This window comes from Ruegeria sp. HKCCA4633, assembly GCF_013034605.1.
Classification (GTDB): Bacteria; Pseudomonadota; Alphaproteobacteria; order Rhodobacterales; family Rhodobacteraceae; genus Ruegeria.
Window position 1 is genome coordinate 244671 of record NZ_WQGJ01000006.1, and the last position, 17034, is coordinate 261704.

Genomic DNA, 17034 nt, shown 5'->3' on the forward strand with positions numbered 1-17034 from the left:
CTCCTTGTTTTCACCGAACCGCCTCAATCGGCCCCTCTGCACTCCCGCTGATGAACTGCTCGACATAGGGATCACCCGAGGCATCCATCTGCCCGACGGGACCGGTCCATTGGATGACGCCTCCGTGCAGCATAGCGACGTTGTCGGCAATCGCGCGGACCGAGCTCATGTCGTGGGTGATGGTCATCGCGGTGGCGCCCATCTCGGTCACGATTTCGCGGATCAGATCGTTGATCACGCCGGACATTATCGGGTCAAGACCAGTGGTGGGTTCGTCGAAAAAGATGATCTCGGGCTCGGCGGCGATAGCACGGGCAAGGCCCACACGTTTTTGCATCCCGCCCGACAGCTCGGCCGGAAAACGGTCGGCCACGTCGGACTTCAGGCCCACGCGCCGCAGTTTTTCGATAGCGATTTCGCGCGCTTCCTCGGTCGGACGTTTCAGAGAACCACGCAGCAGGCGGAAGGCAACGTTTTGCCAGACGGTCAGTGAATCAAACAGGGCGGCCCCCTGAAACAGCATCCCGAACCGGGCCAGAAACGCGTCGCGGTCGCCTTTGCTGGCGTCTTTTCCGTCCACATAAATCATGCCGCTGTCGGGGTGGATCAGGCCAAGGATACATTTCAGAGCCACCGATTTTCCGGTGCCCGACCCACCGATGATGACCATCGAGGTGCCCTTGGGGATCTCAAGGTTAAGTCCTTGTAATACGCGGTTGTCACCAAAGGCTTTATGTACGTTCTCCATCCGGATCATAGCGAGAAGAATACCCCTGTGAGAACGAAGTTTGCCGCCAGGATCAGTACGGCTGCGGCCTCGACCGAGCCTTTGGTGGCGCGGCCTACGCCCTGTGCACCGCGACCGGAATTCATACCGTAATAGCACCCCATGATGGCCGCGATCAGGCCGAAGACTGCGCCTTTGACCAAAGACGAGACGATGTCGCGGGCTTCAAGAAAATCGACCGTGTTTTTCAGATAGGCCGCCGGATTAAAGCCCAGATTTTGAGTGGCAACCGTGTAGCCTCCGGCAATGCCGATGATATCGCCCACTGCGACCAGTGCGGGCACGGTGATCAGCGCAGCCAACACGCGTGGAGCGGTCAGGTATTTCATCGGATGGGTCGACAGCGTGACAAGCGCGTCGATCTGTTCGGTCACTTTCATCGTGGCGATCTCTGCAGCGATGGAAGAAGTTACGCGGGCAGCAATCATCAGGCCGACCAGCACCGGGCCAAGCTCTCGCACCATACCGATGGCGACGATCTGAGGCACCACCGCTTCGGCGTTGAAACGCGCGCCGCCGGCGTAGATTTGCAACGCCAGCGCGCCGCCGGTGAAGATAGCGGTCAGGCCGACCACGGGCAGGGAAAGCCAACCGATATTAAGCAAGGCCATTCCGAACTCGCGCGGATAGAAAGGCGGGCGCAGGATATGCGAGATGGCATCCAGCGCAAACAGGGCCACCCGGCCAAAGGCTGCCATCAGGCTCAGTACAGCCCGGCCCAGCCCCCCAAGCGCGGAAATTGGGTTCATTCCACGTAGCCCCGCGAATAGCGATTGCCGAGAGATGTCAGTATTTCGTAACCGATTGTTCCGGCAGCTTCAGCCAGATCGTCGACAGTCTGGTGGCCGTTGAGAATGCGCAGGCGTTCCGGGTCGTTCGGCAAGTCGGTAACATCCACCGTGATCAGGTCCATCGAGATACGGCCGACCACCGGGCAAGGCTGGTTTCCGGCAAAAGTGTCAATCCCTCCGCCGATGGCACGATGCAGGCCATCAGCATAGCCCGCCGCGACGGTCGCGATACGTGACGGGCGGCGTGCGACCCAGCTGTTGCCGTAGCCGACGGTTTCGCCCACCTCTAGTTGGCGTACCTGAATGACGGGCAGATCGACGGTGACAACCGGCTTGGCCCCAGCAAACGGCAGACCGCCATAAAGGCCGATACCCGGGCGGCAGAAATCGAAATGGAACTCTGGCCCCAGTAAGGTGCCTCCGGTTGCGGCCAGCGAACGCGGGGCAGTGATGCCGTCGGTCATCTCGCGGAAGGTCTTAAGCTGCTGATGGTTCATCGGGTGATCCGGCTCGTCCGAACAGGCCAGATGAGACATGACCACCGCCGGGTTCAAGGCCTCAGCCTTTGGGCGCAATTCGGCCCAGTCTGCGGGCTCCAGCCCCAGACGGTTCATGCCGCTGTCCAGTTGAATGCCGAATGTGTGGTCAGGGAGTGCTTGCAGGTGACGCTGGAACTGTTCGGCCGAGTTGATCAGAGGCGTCAGGTCGTGCGCGCACAGCAGATCCGTGTCGCCTTCCATATGCCCAGAAAAGACACCGATCATCGGGCCAGGTCCCACGGCCTCGCGCACGGCAGCACCTTCCTCGGCGGCGGCAACAAAGAATTTGCGAACGCCTTCTTCGGCCAGCGTGTCACTGACAGGCCCGACACCCAGCCCATAGGCATCGGCCTTGACCACGGCTCCGGTTTCAACCCCGGTCTTCGCATCAAGCGCGCGCCAGTTGCTGGCCAGCGCATGAAGATTGATCGTCAAACGTGCAGTACTCATGGCACTGTTCATGACATCGCGCTGTCCAAGGTCAAGAGGGAATGGTGCTTTTCTGTTGCGTATTCCGTTGCACGATGTTGCCAATCATCAGATGGCGCCGAAAACCATGACGTTTTAGCGGTTTTTCGCTGTGAATGGTTCGCTTTGCGATTGTTTTCACATTGGTGTTAAAGCGATCTTGCGAGAATGATCGTTCCATCATTGTTCAGTCAATGACAAAGCAGCGAGAATTGAGGAAGTCATGAAGTTTTCGACCGGGTTGGCTGATAGCCCCTTCAATGTGGCCCAGTTTTTCGAGGATGTTTTTGCGGCGTCTGAAGGCACGGATGAAGGCGTGGTCATTGGTGCCTTTGTGCAAGACCTGATCGACAGCACGCCATCAAAGGACCTGTTGGTCTGCACCGCGCATAGCGAAAGCCAACTGCTGGGCTGTGCCATCTTTTCGCGCATCATGTTTCCGCAGGACGCGCGTTGCGTATTCATCCTGTCGCCCATGGCGGTTAGGACAGACAATCAAAAGACTGGCGTGGGGCAGGCATTGATCTCTTACGGGTTGGACTGCCTGCGCGCAGCTGGTGTGGATGTGGCGCTGACCTATGGCGATCCCGGGTACTATTGCAAAACCGGCTTTGGTCAGATCTCTGAGACAACCGCGCAACCGCCGCTGGCGCTGAGCCATCCGCACGGATGGCTGGGGCAGTCATTGGATGGTCAGGATCTGACACCACTGAAAGGCCCGTCGCGCTGCGTGCCCGCATTGAACAATCCATCGCTTTGGTGAGGGGAATCGTGCGGTACGCGAAAGGACCTGTCGCCAGTTCAGAGAATAATCGAGCATTGTCTTGTTGTTGTGAACATGGCGCGCCACCAGCTTCTTTTGCGGCCGTTGTCTTGGGATATGGCCGGCCATAATCCGCAGCGCCGGCGGCGATGCAGACCTGTTGCTGTGGAAGCTTTGTTCAGCGGTTCTAACACAGCGTGGCTGATGCGCCATCGCTTCGGCCGGAGGAACAGGAAAAGTCAGAGACCGCCTGTTCAGTAGCCTTCGATCTCGCCACCCTGCTGCCAGGGTTTGACCAGATTGCCAAAGCGTGTGAACTGGGCTTCGAACGAAAGCTCGACGGTGCCAATGGGACCGTGGCGTTGCTTGCCGACAATGACCTCGGCCTTGCCGTGCAGGCGTTCCATCGCCTGCTTCCACTCTTCCATCTTTTCCAGCTCGTGATCACCGGGCTTTTCGCGTTCCTTGTAGTATTCCTCGCGGAACACAAACATCACCACATCGGCATCCTGCTCGATCGAGCCCGATTCCCGCAGGTCGGACAGTTGCGGGCGTTTATCGTCGCGGTTTTCGACCTGACGGCTCAGCTGTGACAGGGCGATGACCGGGATATTCAGTTCTTTGGCGATGGCCTTCATACCCATCGAAATCTCGGCAATCTCGTTCACGCGGTTGTCGGACATACCTCGGCAAAGCTGCAGATAGTCGATCACCAGAAGGTCCAGACCATGCGTCCGCTTGAGCCGACGCGCACGGGCGGCAAGCTGCGAGATCGGCAGTGCCGGGGTGTCATCGATGAACAGGGGGCAGGCTTCCAATTCCTTGGCCGCGTCCACGAAGCGGCGGAACTCGGCCTCGGTCATATCGCCTTGACGGATCTTGTGCGAGGAAATCTCGGACGCTTCGGCCAGCACACGGCCCGCCAACTGCTCGGCGCTCATCTCAAGTGAGAAGAACCCGACCACACCACCGTCAATCGCGCCTTCCGAGCCATCCGGCTTCTGTCCGCGTTTGTAGGCTTTGGCCACGTTGAACGCTACGTTCGTCGCCAGCGAGGTTTTCCCCATCGACGGACGCCCGGCCAGAATGATCAGGTCAGAGGGGTGCAGGCCCCCGAGCTGTTTGTCCAAGTCGGCCAGACCGGTGGAAATCCCCGCCATTCCACCACCGCGCTGGTACGCTTCATTGGTGACGTTGACGGCTTCTGTGACCGCCTTCAGGAAGGATTGAAAACCTTGTTCGGTCTGGCCCTGCTCGGATAGCTGATAGAGCTGCTGCTCGGCCTCGACGATTTGTTCTTTTGGCTCACTGCTGACTTCGACCCGCGCTGCCTTGTCTGAAATGTCGCGGCCAAGTCGGATCAACTCGCGCCGAATGGCGAGGTCATAGATCATCTGGGCATAGTCATGCACAGCAAAGGCGCTGATCGAGGCACCGGCAAGCTTGACCAAATAGGCCGGGCCGCCCAGCTCCTTCAAGCCTTCATCTTCGCCCATGAAGGATTTCAGTGTGACCGGTGAGGCCAGCGCGTTTTTAGCGATGCGGGCGGCGGCGACTTCATAAATCCGGGCATGAACCGGATCATAGAAATGCTCGGCCCCGATGATCGAGGCGACCCGGTCATAGAGGTCGTTATTGGTCAGGATCGCGCCCAGAAGCTGCTGTTCAGCCTCAATGGAATGCGGCATGGTTTCTGCGTTTTGAATCTGTGCCGCTGCTTGCTCGATACTGCTGATCTCGTTCATTGCTGCTCTCACCGTCCCTTGGGACATGGTCCATAGCTTAGCCCTGCGAGTCGGGGCAAATTGTATGTTTTCTGGGGATATGCTGTGAATATCTCCGGGCCCCATCATCTTGAAGCATGACGGGGCTGTACGTCAACATGTAGTGCGAATTAAGTCCGCGGACCTGCTACTGTTTCCGCTCAGAAAATTGATTTCGCGACGTCAGCTTTTATTCGCTTCCTGCCACCCCCGCGGGTCATTCAGGAAGGCCTCGACGCCGCTAAGGGTCTCTTCGTCAAAGGCCTTTTGCGCCTTGGCCTCGGCAAGAACATCCCACCAAGTGCAAAGCGAATGCAGCTTTACACCGTGATCGCCCAGTGTTTTCTCGGTTTCGGGAAAGATGCCGTAGTAGAAGATCACCGCAGTATGCCCGCAGGTCGCGCCGGTTTCGCGGATCGCGTCCACGAAGGAAAGTTTCGAGCCACCGTCGGTTGTCAGATCCTCGACCAGCAGCACCCGCTCGCCTTCGTTCATCGCGCCTTCGATCCGGGCGTTGCGGCCATAGCCTTTGGGTTTCTTGCGCACATAGGTCATGGGCAGCGCCATCCTCTCGGCAACCATGGCGGCAAAGGGGATGCCTGCGGTTTCGCCGCCGGCGATGTTATCGAACGCCTCGAACCCGGCCTCGCGCATCACGGTCACGGTCAGGAAATCCATCAGTGTCGAACGGATGCGCGGGTACGAGATCAGCTTGCGACAGTCGATATAGGTCGGGCTGGGCAGTCCGCTTGCCAGGGTAAACGGCTCACGCGAGTTGAAATGGACGGCCTTGATCTCCAGCAGCATCCGCGCGGTCAGGCGGGCGATTTCGGTGCTGTCGGGAAAGGAACTGGGGATCATGGCGCAAACCTCGGGGCTGAAAACACGTTGCGGGCTGATAGCCCGACCGTTGGGCCGGAGTCGAGAGGGCAAAAAAGAAAAGCGGACCCCCAAGAGGTCCGCTTTTCGCCCTTTCGGGCAGAGCGCCAAGGTGGGCTTAGCTGCTCATGTCGTAGGCGCGTTCCCCGTGTACCGAAAGATCGAGCCCGTTTGTCTCGGTTTCGGCGTCTACGCGAAGCGGGGTGAGAAGTGCAACCACCTTCACCAACACAATCGTAACAACTGCCGTAAAGACACCCACGATCATCAACCCGCCCAATTGCGCGGTCCATGTGCCAAGGCCAAACGCAGCGATCATGATGGTGCCGAAAATGCCGCCGACGCCATGCACCGCAAATACATCTAGCGTGTCGTCGATGTTCAGCTTGTTGCGGATGACATTGACGGCTTCCTGACACAGGACACCGGCGACCGCACCGATGATCAGCGCTTGTACCGGACCCACAAAGCCGGATGCCGGTGTGATCGAAGCCAGACCAGCAATGGTGCCTGTGACCAGACCGACCATGGAAGCCTTGCCAAAGCGGATACGTTCCCACAGTGCCCAGGTCAGCGACGCGGTTGCGGCGGACAGATGCGTGACGGTCATGGCCATTGCGGCGCCGCCATCTGCGGCCAGCTGTGATCCGCCATTGAAGCCGAACCAACCCACCCACAACATCGCAGCACCAACCATGACGTAGCCGGGGTTGTGCGGGGGTGTGGTACGGTTGCGGCGCGGGCCAAGTATGACGGCGATGATCAGAGCGGCCAGACCAGCGGTTTCATGGACTACGATTCCGCCCGCAAAGTCGCGTACGCCGATCTCGCCCAGCATGCCGCCATCAGCCAGCATGCCGCCGCCCCAGATCCAATGGACGACCGGCGCGTAACAGAGCAGCATCCAGAGGGCGGAAAAGGTCAGAACAAACCCAAAGCCAACGCGTTCGACATAGGCACCCACAATCAGGGCCGGTGTGATGATCGCAAAGGTCATCTGAAAGGCGAAGAACAGGATCTCGGGCAGGGTGCCTGCAAGGCTGTCGGCATCCACACCGTTCAGGAACGCTTTGCCCAGACCACCCCAAACCCCGCTTTCGCCAGGGCCGAAGGCGATCGAGTAGCCCGCAACGAGCCACAAAATGCTCATCAAACAGGCGATTGAAAAGCAATGCATGAACACGCTGAGTACATTTCGGGCACGTACAAGCCCACCATAGAACAAGGCAAGGCCCGGCAATGTCATGAAAAGGACCAGTGCGGTAGCAACGATGATCCAGGCTGTATCGGCTCCATTCATGGGCCGTTCTCCTTTCCCCTGCGTTTGGTTCGGAACGCTTTGTGTCGGCGCTCGGAACCCTTGTGAGTGTGTGCGCAGCCTTGAAACGGAGGAGAGGTGAGGAAAAAAGAGGCAGAGTTGTTAAAGGCGCTTAAAATGTCGCCTTTTCTTCAAGTGATGACAGTTTTTGCGGCTTTTCAGGCATCTTGCCTAAGGAATGGGCGTTTAGGAAAGGCCATCTTTAAGTAGATCTAACGCGTGATCACGCGCTGCCAGCCGGACCGCATCTCGCCCCAATGCGCCAAATTCAACGGTTTCGGTTCGAGTGTCTCTACTGTCTCGGGACAGTCCAAAACACACACGCCCCTCTGGCTTGAACTCGGACCCGCCCGGTCCGGCAATGCCGGTGATCGACACGGCTAGCTGCGCCTGAGAATGACGCAGGGCTCCGTCTGCCATCTCGCGGGCGACCTCCTCTGACACTGCGCCATGCGCGGCCAGCGTTTCGGCCAAAACACCCAGCATGTCCTGTTTGGCTGCGTTGGTGTAAGTGACAAAGCCCCGGTCAACCACAGCGGAGCTGCCGGGAATATCGGTCAGGGCCGCAGCCACCATCCCGCCCGTACAGCTTTCAGCCGTGGCGATCATCACGCCCTGCGCCTTGGCAAAATCCAACAGCTCGCTCACGTTCACAGACCCAGTACTCCGTGTGCTATTCCCGCCAGTATCATCACGCCGATGGCTGCGAAAACGCCTGCGATGACGTCGTCGAGCATAACGCCCATCGGATCGCCACGCCTGTCGGCCCAGCCAACGGGGCCGGGCTTGGTGATATCGAACAGGCGGAACAGGATGAACCCAGCCACCCAACCGGGCCAAAGGGCGGTAATGTTGATCCCATGGGCCCAAGACGGGTAAGAAATCGCCCAAAGCGCGATGAACTGGCCTGCGACCTCATCAACGACGATTTCTGACGGGTCGTGATCATCTTGGCCCTCGGTCATCACGCGGGTTGCCCAAAGGCCGCCAACAAAAACGGCCAGTGTTGCAAGTGCCAGCAGGGGAAACCCACCCAGCGTGTGCAATATCCAAGCCATCGGCAGCGCCGCCAAGGATCCCCAGGTTCCGGGGGCAGGGTGCAAATATCCGACACCGCCGACCGTACCGATCACCTGTGCCGTGGTCATTGTTTCACCAAGCAGGCTGTGGCGAGCGAGGCGATCCCTTCGCTGCGACCAGTAAAGCCCAAACGCTCAGATGTGGTGGCCTTGACCGAGACCTGATCTGCGCTTAACCCCATGATTTTAGACATTTCAGCGCGCATGGCAGCGGCATGAGGGCCGATTTTTGGATACTCGCAGACTAAGGTGCAATCGACGTTCGAAATGCGGTATCCCATCTGCCCGGCCAGCTCGACCGCATGGCGCAGAAAAATCTCGCTGGCAGCACCCTTCCATTGCGGATCTGAGGGCGGGAAGTGGTGACCAATGTCACCCTGCGCCAAAGCGCCGTAGATCGCATCGGTTACGGCGTGCATCCCGACATCCGCATCTGAATGTCCCTGCAATCCGCGCCCATGAGGCACCTTCACACCACACAGGATAACGTGATCCCCCTCGCCAAAACGGTGTACGTCATACCCGTTGCCAAGCCTTACATCCATATCCGTTCCCATTATCCGTTCCGCCCGGGCAAAATCCTCGGGTCGGGTGATTTTTAGATTGTCTGCGTCGCCGGGGACAATGCATACATCAAGGCCCGCCGTACGGGCGACCTCCACATCATCCGCAGCCCCGCCCGAATGGGCTGCGTGTGCGGTTGTGATGGCGTCAAAGTGAAACCCCTGCGGTGTCTGCGCAGCATAGAGGCCATTGCGATCCTGCGTGCCCTTTACAGCGCCATCCCGCCCAACCCACAGCGCATCCGTGACAGCAAGCCCCGGGGCAGCCGCTTGGTGCGTTTCCAGCGCGTTCAAAACGTCCTTTATGATGCGCGACGAGACACAAGGGCGGGCCACGTCGTGGATCAGAACATGTTGCACACCCAGACCTTCCAGGGCCTTCAATCCGCTACTTACTGAGCCTGAGCGATCTGATCCGCCAGATGCGAGGATCAGATCTGAATTGCGAAACTCTTCCCATGCGGGGGTGTCTTCGTCTGAAAGCACAAGTACGATGTGATCCACCTGTCCGCGGAACCGCTCGATCGTCCAGTCTGCCACGCGACGGCCCGCAAGGATGCGCCACTGCTTGGGTACGCCACCTCCGGCGCGCAACCCGCGCCCTGCGGCGACTATGATGGCGGCTGTAGTCATGTCTCGGGCGCTCCTTCGTATTGGGCTGTGTTTAGGCGGCGGTGAAAGCAGAGGCAATCACCCAAGGTAAAACGATTAAAAATTAGGCATGTGATGATTTTGCGGGCTTGTTTCGCGCCGTTTTGTTGTTCATATGCGCGGAATTCGATATCAAAACCGCAACTGCCCAAGGATTAAGCACGTTGACTCTGCGCCTCGCTGAAAAAGAAGTAACATCACCGGTCCTTCTGGCTCCGATGGCCGGAATCACTGATCGCCCGTTTCGCGATCTGGTGATGCGGTTTGGTGCCGGCATGGTGGTAAGCGAAATGGTCGCCAGTCAGGAGATGGTGCAAGCCAAGCCTGGCGTGCGCGAACGTGCGGAACTGTCTGCGGACGTAGAAAACACTGCCGTGCAATTGGCCGGGCGTGAGGCGCACTGGATGGCCGAAGCCGCCCGTCAGGTGGCCGACAGGGGCGCGCGGGTGATCGACATCAACATGGGTTGTCCCGCCAAGAAAGTGACCAACGGCTATTCGGGCTCGGCCTTGTTGAAAACGCCGGATCATGCCTTGGCCCTGATCGAAGCCGTGGTGGGTGCAGTTGATGTACCGGTGTCCCTGAAAACCCGACTGGGCTGGGACGATTCATTGCTTAACGCGCCGGATGTGGCGCGACGAGCGCAGGACGCCGGTATTCAGATGGTCACGATTCATGGGCGCACGCGATGTCAGTTTTACAAGGGCCATGCCGATTGGCGGGCGATCCGAGCTGTGAAAGAGGCTGTGTCGATTCCAGTCATCGCAAACGGCGATGTCGTGGATACGGCCGCCGCGCGAACCGCGCTGGATCAGTCGGGCGCGGATGGAGTGATGGTCGGGCGCGGTGCGCAGGGCAAGCCCTGGCTCTTGGCGCAAGTATGTTACGACCTTTACGGAGCAAGGGCCCCAGAAATTCCCGTTGGTGCGGATCTGATCGACATGGTGCAGGCGCATTATCAAGCGATGCTATCCTTCTATGGGGCGGACCTCGGCCTGCGCGTCGCCCGCAAGCATCTTGGATGGTACATGGATGAGGCCACGACCCCCGCGCCGTTGCGACGGGCCGTTCTGACATCACGCGAGCCAAACGAAGTGTTGCGCCTGCTGGCGGATGCGTTGAGCGAGACGGGCGAGGTGGCGGCATGAACTCGAACGCCAGCATCTGGAACTCATTGCCCGTTCCGGCCTTCATCATTGATCCGGACGATCGCATTTCCGATGTAAATGCCGCAGGTGAAGGGTTTCTGAACGCGTCACGCAAGGCTGTGATCGGCCATCCCGTGTGGGATCAGATCGCCGTAGATGCACAGCTTGAAGAGGCTTTCGAGCGCGCGCGCACCTATGGTACGCCGCTTTTTGTCAACGATGTAGACGCCGGATCAGGAAACCGCGCACCGTTGCAATGCGCGTTGCAGATCGCGCCTTTGGTTGGATATCCTGGATCGATGATCATGATCATCTCGCCGCGCGAATTGTCGGGGCGGATGACACGGGGCAACACGGTCAAATCGGCCGCGCAATCGGCCATTGGCATGGCTGAGATGCTGGCCCACGAGATCAAGAACCCCTTGGCCGGGATCACGGGCGCCGCGCAGTTGCTGAGCATGAATATCCCGGCGCAAGATTTAGAACTTACAGACTTAATCGTGGCGGAAAGCCGCAGAATTGTGAAGCTGCTGGAGCAGGTTGAACAATTCGGAAACTTGCAGAAACCCGACTTCAAACCAGTCAATATCCATGACGTTCTGGATCGCGCCCGCCGGTCAGCCTTGCTGGGGTTTGGCGCGGACATGACGATCATTGAAGATTACGACCCGTCCTTGCCGTTGGCCTTCGGAGACCCGGATCAATTGTTGCAGGTGGTTCTGAACCTGCTCAAGAACGCATCCGAAGCTGCTGGGCCGCAGGGGGGAACCATCCGGCTTCGGACTTACTTCGAACATTCCTTCCGTCTGCGCCGCAGCGATGGGTCTGGTCATTCATTGCCTTTGCAGATCGAGATTATCGACGATGGACCAGGGTTGCCCGAGGACATTCGCGGGGACATTTTTGACCCCTTTGTCTCGGGCAAGGAAAATGGCACCGGGCTAGGGCTGGCGCTGGTGAGTAAGATCATATCGGACCATGACGGCTGGATTTCAGCCGAGTCCGTTCCCGGGCGAACCGTATTCAAACTGTCGCTGCGCCGCGCGCCGCGCGAGGTCGCCGAGCACAAAAAGGAGACCACCTAATGGATGGCACCGTACTGGTTGCGGATGATGACCGCACGATCCGCACCGTTCTGACACAGGCCCTGACGCGTGCAGGGTGCAAGGTGCATGCAACGTCGTCGCTGACCACGCTGATGCGCTGGGTTGGGGAAGGTAAGGGCGATGTGGTGATCTCGGACGTGGTCATGCCAGATGGCAACGGATTGGAAATGCTGCCAAAGATTGCCGAAGATCGTCCCGGACTGCCCGTCATCGTGATCTCGGCGCAAAACACGATCATGACGGCGATTCAGGCGGCAGAGGCGGACGCCTATGATTACTTGCCGAAACCTTTCGATCTACCTGACTTGATGAAACGAACCGCGCGGGCCTTGGATCAAAAGCAACGGGTACAGCCCGAAACGGCTCATGTAGATGGCGAGCGTCCGGACGAATTGCCTTTGGTTGGGCGCACCCCGGTGATGCAGGCCCTGTACAGGTTGGTCGCACGGGTAATGAACACCGATTTGTCGGTGCTGATTTCCGGTGAAAGTGGAACAGGTAAGTCCCTGATTGCACGTGCTATTCATGACTTCTCGGACCGGCGCACATTACCTTTTGTTACAGTTACGGCGGCGGAGTTGCGGGATCTGGAAGGACCCGCGCGTGTTTTGGCGCGGGTTCGCGGCGGCACGCTGTTGATCGATGAAATCGCAGATATCGAAGATGAGGTTCAGGCCCGTATCGTGCGCATGATGGATACACCTGGCGATCATGTTCCGCGTTTCATGGCCACAAGCCAGTCGGATCTGACGGAAGGGATGGAAACCGGGCGCATTCGTCAGGATTTGTATTACCGGTTGTGCGGTGCCACCATTCATGTGCCGTCATTGCGTGAACGGGTGGATGACATTCCGCTGCTAGCGGAACATTTTCTGGCCCGCGAAGAGCGTGAAAGCGGTGCAAAGCGCTGGCTCAGCCCCGAAGCGGTAGAATTGGTGCGGCGCTATTCCTGGCCCGGTAACGTAAGGCAGTTGGAAAACGCAGTGCGCAGGCTGAGCTTGACAAGCCGGGCGGATGAAATCTCGAAGGCTGAAGTGGAAATGGTTCTGGGCAGCCAGCCCGAAGCGGAACCGGTTCTCAGTGGCGGAGAGCGTGAAAAACTGTCGACCTCGGTCGAGCGACATTTGCGTCGATATTTTGACCTGCACGGCAATATTTTGCCGCCGCCGGGTCTGTATCAGCGCATTTTGCGTGAGGTTGAGGCACCGCTGATCGAAATTGCACTGGACGCAACCGGCGGAAATCAGGCGAAATGTGCCGATTTGCTGGGGATCAACCGAAATACGTTGCGAAAAAAGATTACTGACCTCGATATTCAGGTGACACGCCGTCGCAAACTGATGTAATATCGCCACACAAACCGTGGCATCCCGGCATCTGTCGGGAAAAGATCACGATATATGGCGGTAAGCCGCGAACGCGGCACATCAGGATGAGGGCAGACGGTGGCAACCCGAGCACAGAGCGGGATGATCCCATCGATAAGTCGATGGCGTAAATCACGAAAACTGCGCAATTTCGGTACCTTTGGGCTGGTCCTTTTAGGGCCAGTGCTGGCGCTTGCCACCTATCTTGTGATCGGACCTTTTGACCTTGGTTCGACCGCACCGACCCTGCGCCTGATTCTTCTGGCCGATCTTGTTTACGTTCTGGTTGTCGCTGCGCTGGTGCTGGGGCAGGTGGGTAGCCTGATTGCTGCGCGGCGTGCAAAGTCGGCTGGCTCGCGCCTGCACTTGCGCCTGATTGGGGCGTTCACTCTGCTGGCGCTGGTGCCTACCGTAACCGTAGCGATTTTTGCCGGGCTCACTGTGAATATCGGCCTCGAGGGCTGGTTCTCGGACCGGGTGCGGCAAGTGGTTGGATCGTCCCTGACAGCGGCAGAAGCGTATGAACAAGAACACCGCCGCGGGTTGGTTCAGGACGCCTCGGTGCTGGCGCGGTATCTGGACAATGCGCGTTCGCTGGATTTCTACATCTCGGACGCCGAATTGCGCGAAGTGTTGGCGCAGGGGCAGGCCCAAATTCAACGCGGATTGCGGGAAGCGTATGTCATCGACGGCAGTGGCGAGATCAAATCGCGCGGCGATCGATCATATCTGTTCAACTACGAAGCACCCACTTCGGAACAGATGGCTGAGGCCACTGACACAGGGCTGCTGATCATAGCTGATTGGCCAAACAATGAATTCCGCGCGCTTGTGCCTCTGACAGCCTATCTGGACCGTTACCTTTATGTCAGCCGCGAAGTGGATGGGCAGTTGCTGACCCTGCTGGATGACACCAAGGAAACGGCACAGTTCTACCAACAGCTGGAAAGCGAGCGGGGCAGGGTGCTGTTCGAATTTGGCCTGCTGTATCTGGGCTTTGCGTTGATCCTGATCCTTGCTGCGATGTCTTTGGGGATGTGGTTCGCCGAACGCCTATCACGTCCGGTGGGGCGTTTGACCACGGCGGCCCAAAGGGTCGGGGCCGGGGACCTGAGCGTTCAGGTTATAGAAGAGGCCAGCGATGACGAGATCGCCATGCTGGGCCGGTATTTCAACCAGATGACCCGGCAACTGAAAGGGCAGCGGGACACGCTGCTGGAAAACACACAGCAAATCGAAAGCCGCCGTCGCCTGTTCGACTCGGTACTCAGCTCGGTCACATCGGGTGTTGTCGGCGTTGACCCTGAGGGCTGCGTGACCTTTGTGAACCGCTCGGCCGAACGGTTGCTGGACTGGTCGCGGGGAGAAGAGCACCTGGCCATTGGCATCGCGGTGCCAGAGTTTCTGCCTCTGTTCGAAAGCCTGAAAGACAGCGGGCAAGAGGCTGTTCAGGGCGAGGTTAAAGTCACACGCAAGGGACGTCTGGAAAACCTCTTAGTGCGGATGGCCATCCGTCGCGGCGAAGATGGTGGGTTGGAAGGCTATGTGGTCGCCTTTGACGACGTGACCGATCTGGTCAGTGCGCAGCGGATGGCGGCCTGGGGTGACGTTGCCCGCCGTATTGCACATGAGATCAAGAACCCATTAACCCCGATTCAGCTGAGCGCCGAACGCATCAAACGCAAGTTCGCGCGCAAGCTGGACGAGGAGGATTGCGAAAGCCTCGAGTCGATGACAGGTGTCATTGTGCGCCAGACCAACGATTTGCGCCGTATCGTGGACGAGTTCTCGAAATTTGCGCGGATGCCCGAGCCTGAGCGCCGCGAAGAAAACGTGGTCGAACTCGTCCGTGAAGCAGTTGTTTTGCAACAGGCAGGGCAACCGGACGTGCAGATTGACGCGGATTTGCCGAAGCAACCCATCATGGCCGACCTGGATGCGACGATGTTGCATCAGGCCCTGACAAACCTCATTAAAAACGCCGGAGAAGCGATTGGTACCCTTAAAGAAAAAGGGGCACCGGATAATCTCAAGCCACAGATAAAAGTGGCAGTTTCCAGTGATGATGCCGGTACGGTCATCACGATTGCAGACAACGGGATCGGTCTGCCCGAGGATCGGGCGCGACTGTTTGAACCCTATGTGACTACACGCGACGAAGGGACCGGGCTGGGCCTGCCCATCGTCAAGAAAATCATCGAAGAACACGGCGGAGCGCTGACGCTTGAGGACGCGCCCGTCTTTGACGGACAGGACCATTTTGGCGCGATGGCCGTAATCCGTTTGCCGGGGGCCAATATGTCCTCGACCGTTGCGCCACAGAAGCAGGCAATTAGAACCAACAAACTGAAAGCAGGCCAAAGATGAGTGACATTCTGATCGTAGATGACGAGCGCGATATTCGCGAGCTGGTGTCCGACATTCTGGAGGACGAAGGCTATTCAACCCGGCTGGCGGCCAACTCGGACGAGTGTATGGCGTCCATCAATTCCGAACCGCCGGGGCTGTTGATCCTTGATATCTGGCTGAAGGACAGCCGCATGGATGGGATCGACATTCTGAAAGCGGTGAAACGCGACAACCCGGATGTTCCGGTGGTGATCATTTCCGGACACGGCAACATTGAAATCGCTGTCGCCGCCATCAAGCAGGGCGCATACGACTTTATCGAAAAGCCCTTTAACATTGACCAGTTGATGGTGGTGATCCGCCGCGCGATGGAGACCTCTCGCCTGCGTCGCGAGAACGCGTCGCTCAAGCGCAAAGAGGTCAACAACTCGGACATGATCGGCAAATCGGCCTCGTTCCGGGCCATGCAGGGTCAGCTGGACAAAGTGACCAAGTCAAATGGCCGCGTGATGCTGAGCGGTCCTGCCGGGTCGGGCAAGGAAATCGCAGCGCGCTATATCCATGCCCATTCCAACCGTGCCAACGCGCCCTTTGTGACAGTGAACTGTGCGGGCATTGAGCCCGAGCGCGTAGAAGAGGTGCTGTTTGGCCGCGAATCCGCTGAGCGCGGGGTTGAGCCCGGCTTGCTGGAAGAAGCCCATGGCGGTGTTGTCTATTTTGACGAAGTGGCGGACATGCCTTTGGGCACGCAATCCAAGATCCTGCGGGTATTGGTGGATCAGCAGTTTCAACGTGTTGGCGGATCCGACAAGGTGCGAGTGGATCTGCGGGTTATCTCGTCCACCAACAAGGATCTGGACGAAGAAATCGCAGCCGAGCGGTTCCGCGAAGAACTGTATCACCGTCTGAACGTTGTGCCTGTTGCAGTTCCCTCGCTTGAAGATCGCCGCGAGGATATTCCGGTTCTGGCCCAGCATTTCATCGAAATGTGTAACGAAACCCAAGGTCTGCCGATCCGCGAACTCTCGGAAGAGGCTGTTGCTCTGTTGCAGACGATGACATGGCCGGGGAATGTGCGTCAGCTCAAGAACTTGATCGAACGGGTTTTGATCCTCGGCGACGGAACCGGCCCGATCGAAGCGCGCGAGTTGCCCAGCGAAGAGGATAAGACCGAAGATTCGGGCCGCGTCGTTCTGTCGGGTGCTCTGGCAACCTTGCCGCTGCGCGAGGCGCGTGAAGCGTTCGAGCGAGAGTACCTCCTGACCCAGATCAATCGCTTTGGCGGCAATATCAGCCGCACGGCCAGCTTTGTCGGGATGGAGCGCAGCGCGTTGCACCGCAAGCTGAAGTCGCTGGGTGTCGTTACGTCGAACAAATCCGGTGCACGTGTTGCGCAAATCGATGAGCCGGAACCGGCGGAGTAATCCACCGGGACGGCTGGGCTGGCCATGAGGGCTTAAAAC

At 58.6% G+C, this 17034-nt stretch carries 15 protein-coding genes; 6 read left to right on the forward strand and 9 right to left on the reverse strand.

What is annotated here, in order from left to right; genetic code table 11:
- Positions 1-10: 10 nt before the first annotated feature.
- Genes GOV85_RS16050 through alr form a run of 3 tightly spaced genes read right to left on the reverse strand, consistent with a single transcriptional unit; the run spans position 11 to position 2567 of the window.
- Positions 11-757 carry an ABC transporter ATP-binding protein gene (locus GOV85_RS16050; protein WP_171179937.1) on the reverse strand — a complete coding sequence of 249 codons (747 nt, stop codon included), beginning with the start codon at positions 755-757 and terminating at the stop codon, positions 11-13.
- Positions 754-1536, reverse strand: a complete 783-nt coding sequence (locus tag GOV85_RS16055; RefSeq protein WP_171179939.1) for an ABC transporter permease — start codon at positions 1534-1536, stop codon at positions 754-756. Before GOV85_RS16055 ends, GOV85_RS16050 begins: the two co-directional genes overlap by 4 nt.
- Complete coding sequence (gene alr, locus GOV85_RS16060; RefSeq protein ID WP_171179942.1) at positions 1533-2567, reverse strand: alanine racemase; 1035 nt, start codon at positions 2565-2567, stop codon at positions 1533-1535. The genes GOV85_RS16055 and alr overlap by 4 nt, the downstream gene beginning before the upstream one ends.
- 241 nt (positions 2568-2808) lie before the next feature.
- Between alr and GOV85_RS16065 the strand changes: the two genes are divergently transcribed.
- Positions 2809-3348 carry a GNAT family N-acetyltransferase gene (locus GOV85_RS16065; RefSeq protein ID WP_171179944.1) on the forward strand — a complete coding sequence of 180 codons (540 nt, stop codon included), beginning with the start codon at positions 2809-2811 and terminating at the stop codon, positions 3346-3348.
- A 254-nt stretch (positions 3349-3602) separates the two neighbouring features.
- On the opposite strand, the gene GOV85_RS16070 is transcribed toward GOV85_RS16065, so the two are convergent.
- The 6 genes from GOV85_RS16070 to GOV85_RS16095 all read right to left on the reverse strand — a co-directional run bounded on the left by GOV85_RS16070 (position 3603) and on the right by GOV85_RS16095 (position 9583).
- The gene (locus tag GOV85_RS16070; protein ID WP_171179946.1) at positions 3603-5093 is read right to left on the reverse strand and encodes a replicative DNA helicase; all 1491 of its coding nucleotides are present in this window, start codon (positions 5091-5093) and stop codon (positions 3603-3605) included.
- Positions 5094-5294: 201 nt separating this feature from the next.
- Positions 5295-5972 (reverse strand): orotate phosphoribosyltransferase, encoded by a 678-nt coding sequence (locus GOV85_RS16075; protein WP_171179948.1) that lies wholly within the window; start codon positions 5970-5972, stop codon positions 5295-5297.
- Positions 5973-6108: 136 nt separating this feature from the next.
- Positions 6109-7290 (reverse strand): ammonium transporter, encoded by a 1182-nt coding sequence (locus tag GOV85_RS16080; RefSeq protein ID WP_171179949.1) that lies wholly within the window; start codon positions 7288-7290, stop codon positions 6109-6111.
- A gap of 204 nt (positions 7291-7494) precedes the next feature.
- Positions 7495-7962: a CinA family protein gene (locus tag GOV85_RS16085; RefSeq protein ID WP_171179951.1), complete on the reverse strand. Its 468-nt coding sequence runs from the start codon at positions 7960-7962 to the stop codon at positions 7495-7497.
- Positions 7959-8456: a phosphatidylglycerophosphatase A gene (locus GOV85_RS16090; protein WP_171179953.1), complete on the reverse strand. Its 498-nt coding sequence runs from the start codon at positions 8454-8456 to the stop codon at positions 7959-7961. Before GOV85_RS16090 ends, GOV85_RS16085 begins: the two co-directional genes overlap by 4 nt.
- Positions 8453-9583 carry a bifunctional 2-C-methyl-D-erythritol 4-phosphate cytidylyltransferase/2-C-methyl-D-erythritol 2,4-cyclodiphosphate synthase gene (locus GOV85_RS16095; protein ID WP_171179956.1) on the reverse strand — a complete coding sequence of 377 codons (1131 nt, stop codon included), beginning with the start codon at positions 9581-9583 and terminating at the stop codon, positions 8453-8455. Before GOV85_RS16095 ends, GOV85_RS16090 begins: the two co-directional genes overlap by 4 nt.
- Before the next feature lie 182 nt (positions 9584-9765).
- Here GOV85_RS16095 and dusB point away from each other — a divergent pair, with 182 nt between their 5' ends.
- The 5 genes from dusB (at position 9766) to GOV85_RS16120 (ending at position 16995) form a co-directional block, all read left to right on the forward strand.
- Positions 9766-10749 carry a tRNA dihydrouridine synthase DusB gene (gene dusB / locus GOV85_RS16100; RefSeq protein WP_256368825.1) on the forward strand — a complete coding sequence of 328 codons (984 nt, stop codon included), beginning with the start codon at positions 9766-9768 and terminating at the stop codon, positions 10747-10749.
- Complete coding sequence (locus tag GOV85_RS16105) at positions 10746-11834, forward strand: nitrogen regulation protein NR(II) (protein ID WP_171179960.1); 1089 nt, start codon at positions 10746-10748, stop codon at positions 11832-11834. The genes dusB and GOV85_RS16105 overlap by 4 nt, the downstream gene beginning before the upstream one ends.
- Positions 11834-13201, forward strand: a complete 1368-nt coding sequence (locus tag GOV85_RS16110) for a response regulator (protein WP_171179962.1) — start codon at positions 11834-11836, stop codon at positions 13199-13201. Before GOV85_RS16105 ends, GOV85_RS16110 begins: the two co-directional genes overlap by 1 nt.
- Positions 13202-13324: 123 nt before the next feature.
- On the forward strand, positions 13325-15589 hold the full coding sequence (locus tag GOV85_RS16115) for a PAS domain-containing sensor histidine kinase (protein WP_171179964.1): 2265 nt from the start codon (positions 13325-13327) through the stop codon (positions 15587-15589).
- Positions 15586-16995 carry a sigma-54 dependent transcriptional regulator gene (locus GOV85_RS16120; protein WP_171179966.1) on the forward strand — a complete coding sequence of 470 codons (1410 nt, stop codon included), beginning with the start codon at positions 15586-15588 and terminating at the stop codon, positions 16993-16995. Before GOV85_RS16115 ends, GOV85_RS16120 begins: the two co-directional genes overlap by 4 nt.
- Positions 16996-17034: the final 39 nt, after the last annotated feature.

Bases quoted from the DNA above. Each gene is read 5' to 3' on its own strand.
- GOV85_RS16050 (WP_171179937.1), bottom strand. From the start codon at position 757: ATGATCCGGATGGAGAACGTACATAAAGCCTTTGGTGACAACCGCGTA.
- GOV85_RS16055 (WP_171179939.1), bottom strand. From the start codon at position 1,536: ATGAACCCAATTTCCGCGCTTGGGGGGCTGGGCCGGGCTGTACTGAGC.
- alr (WP_171179942.1), bottom strand. From the start codon at position 2,567: ATGAGTACTGCACGTTTGACGATCAATCTTCATGCGCTGGCCAGCAAC.
- GOV85_RS16065 (WP_171179944.1), top strand. From the start codon at position 2,809: ATGAAGTTTTCGACCGGGTTGGCTGATAGCCCCTTCAATGTGGCCCAG.
- GOV85_RS16070 (WP_171179946.1), bottom strand. From the start codon at position 5,093: ATGAACGAGATCAGCAGTATCGAGCAAGCAGCGGCACAGATTCAAAAC.
- GOV85_RS16075 (WP_171179948.1), bottom strand. From the start codon at position 5,972: ATGATCCCCAGTTCCTTTCCCGACAGCACCGAAATCGCCCGCCTGACC.
- GOV85_RS16080 (WP_171179949.1), bottom strand. From the start codon at position 7,290: ATGAATGGAGCCGATACAGCCTGGATCATCGTTGCTACCGCACTGGTC.
- GOV85_RS16090 (WP_171179953.1), bottom strand. From the start codon at position 8,456: ATGACCACGGCACAGGTGATCGGTACGGTCGGCGGTGTCGGATATTTG.
- GOV85_RS16095 (WP_171179956.1), bottom strand. From the start codon at position 9,583: ATGACTACAGCCGCCATCATAGTCGCCGCAGGGCGCGGGTTGCGCGCC.
- GOV85_RS16105 (WP_171179960.1), top strand. From the start codon at position 10,746: ATGAACTCGAACGCCAGCATCTGGAACTCATTGCCCGTTCCGGCCTTC.
- GOV85_RS16110 (WP_171179962.1), top strand. From the start codon at position 11,834: ATGGATGGCACCGTACTGGTTGCGGATGATGACCGCACGATCCGCACC.
- GOV85_RS16115 (WP_171179964.1), top strand. From the start codon at position 13,325: ATGATCCCATCGATAAGTCGATGGCGTAAATCACGAAAACTGCGCAAT.
- GOV85_RS16120 (WP_171179966.1), top strand. From the start codon at position 15,586: ATGAGTGACATTCTGATCGTAGATGACGAGCGCGATATTCGCGAGCTG.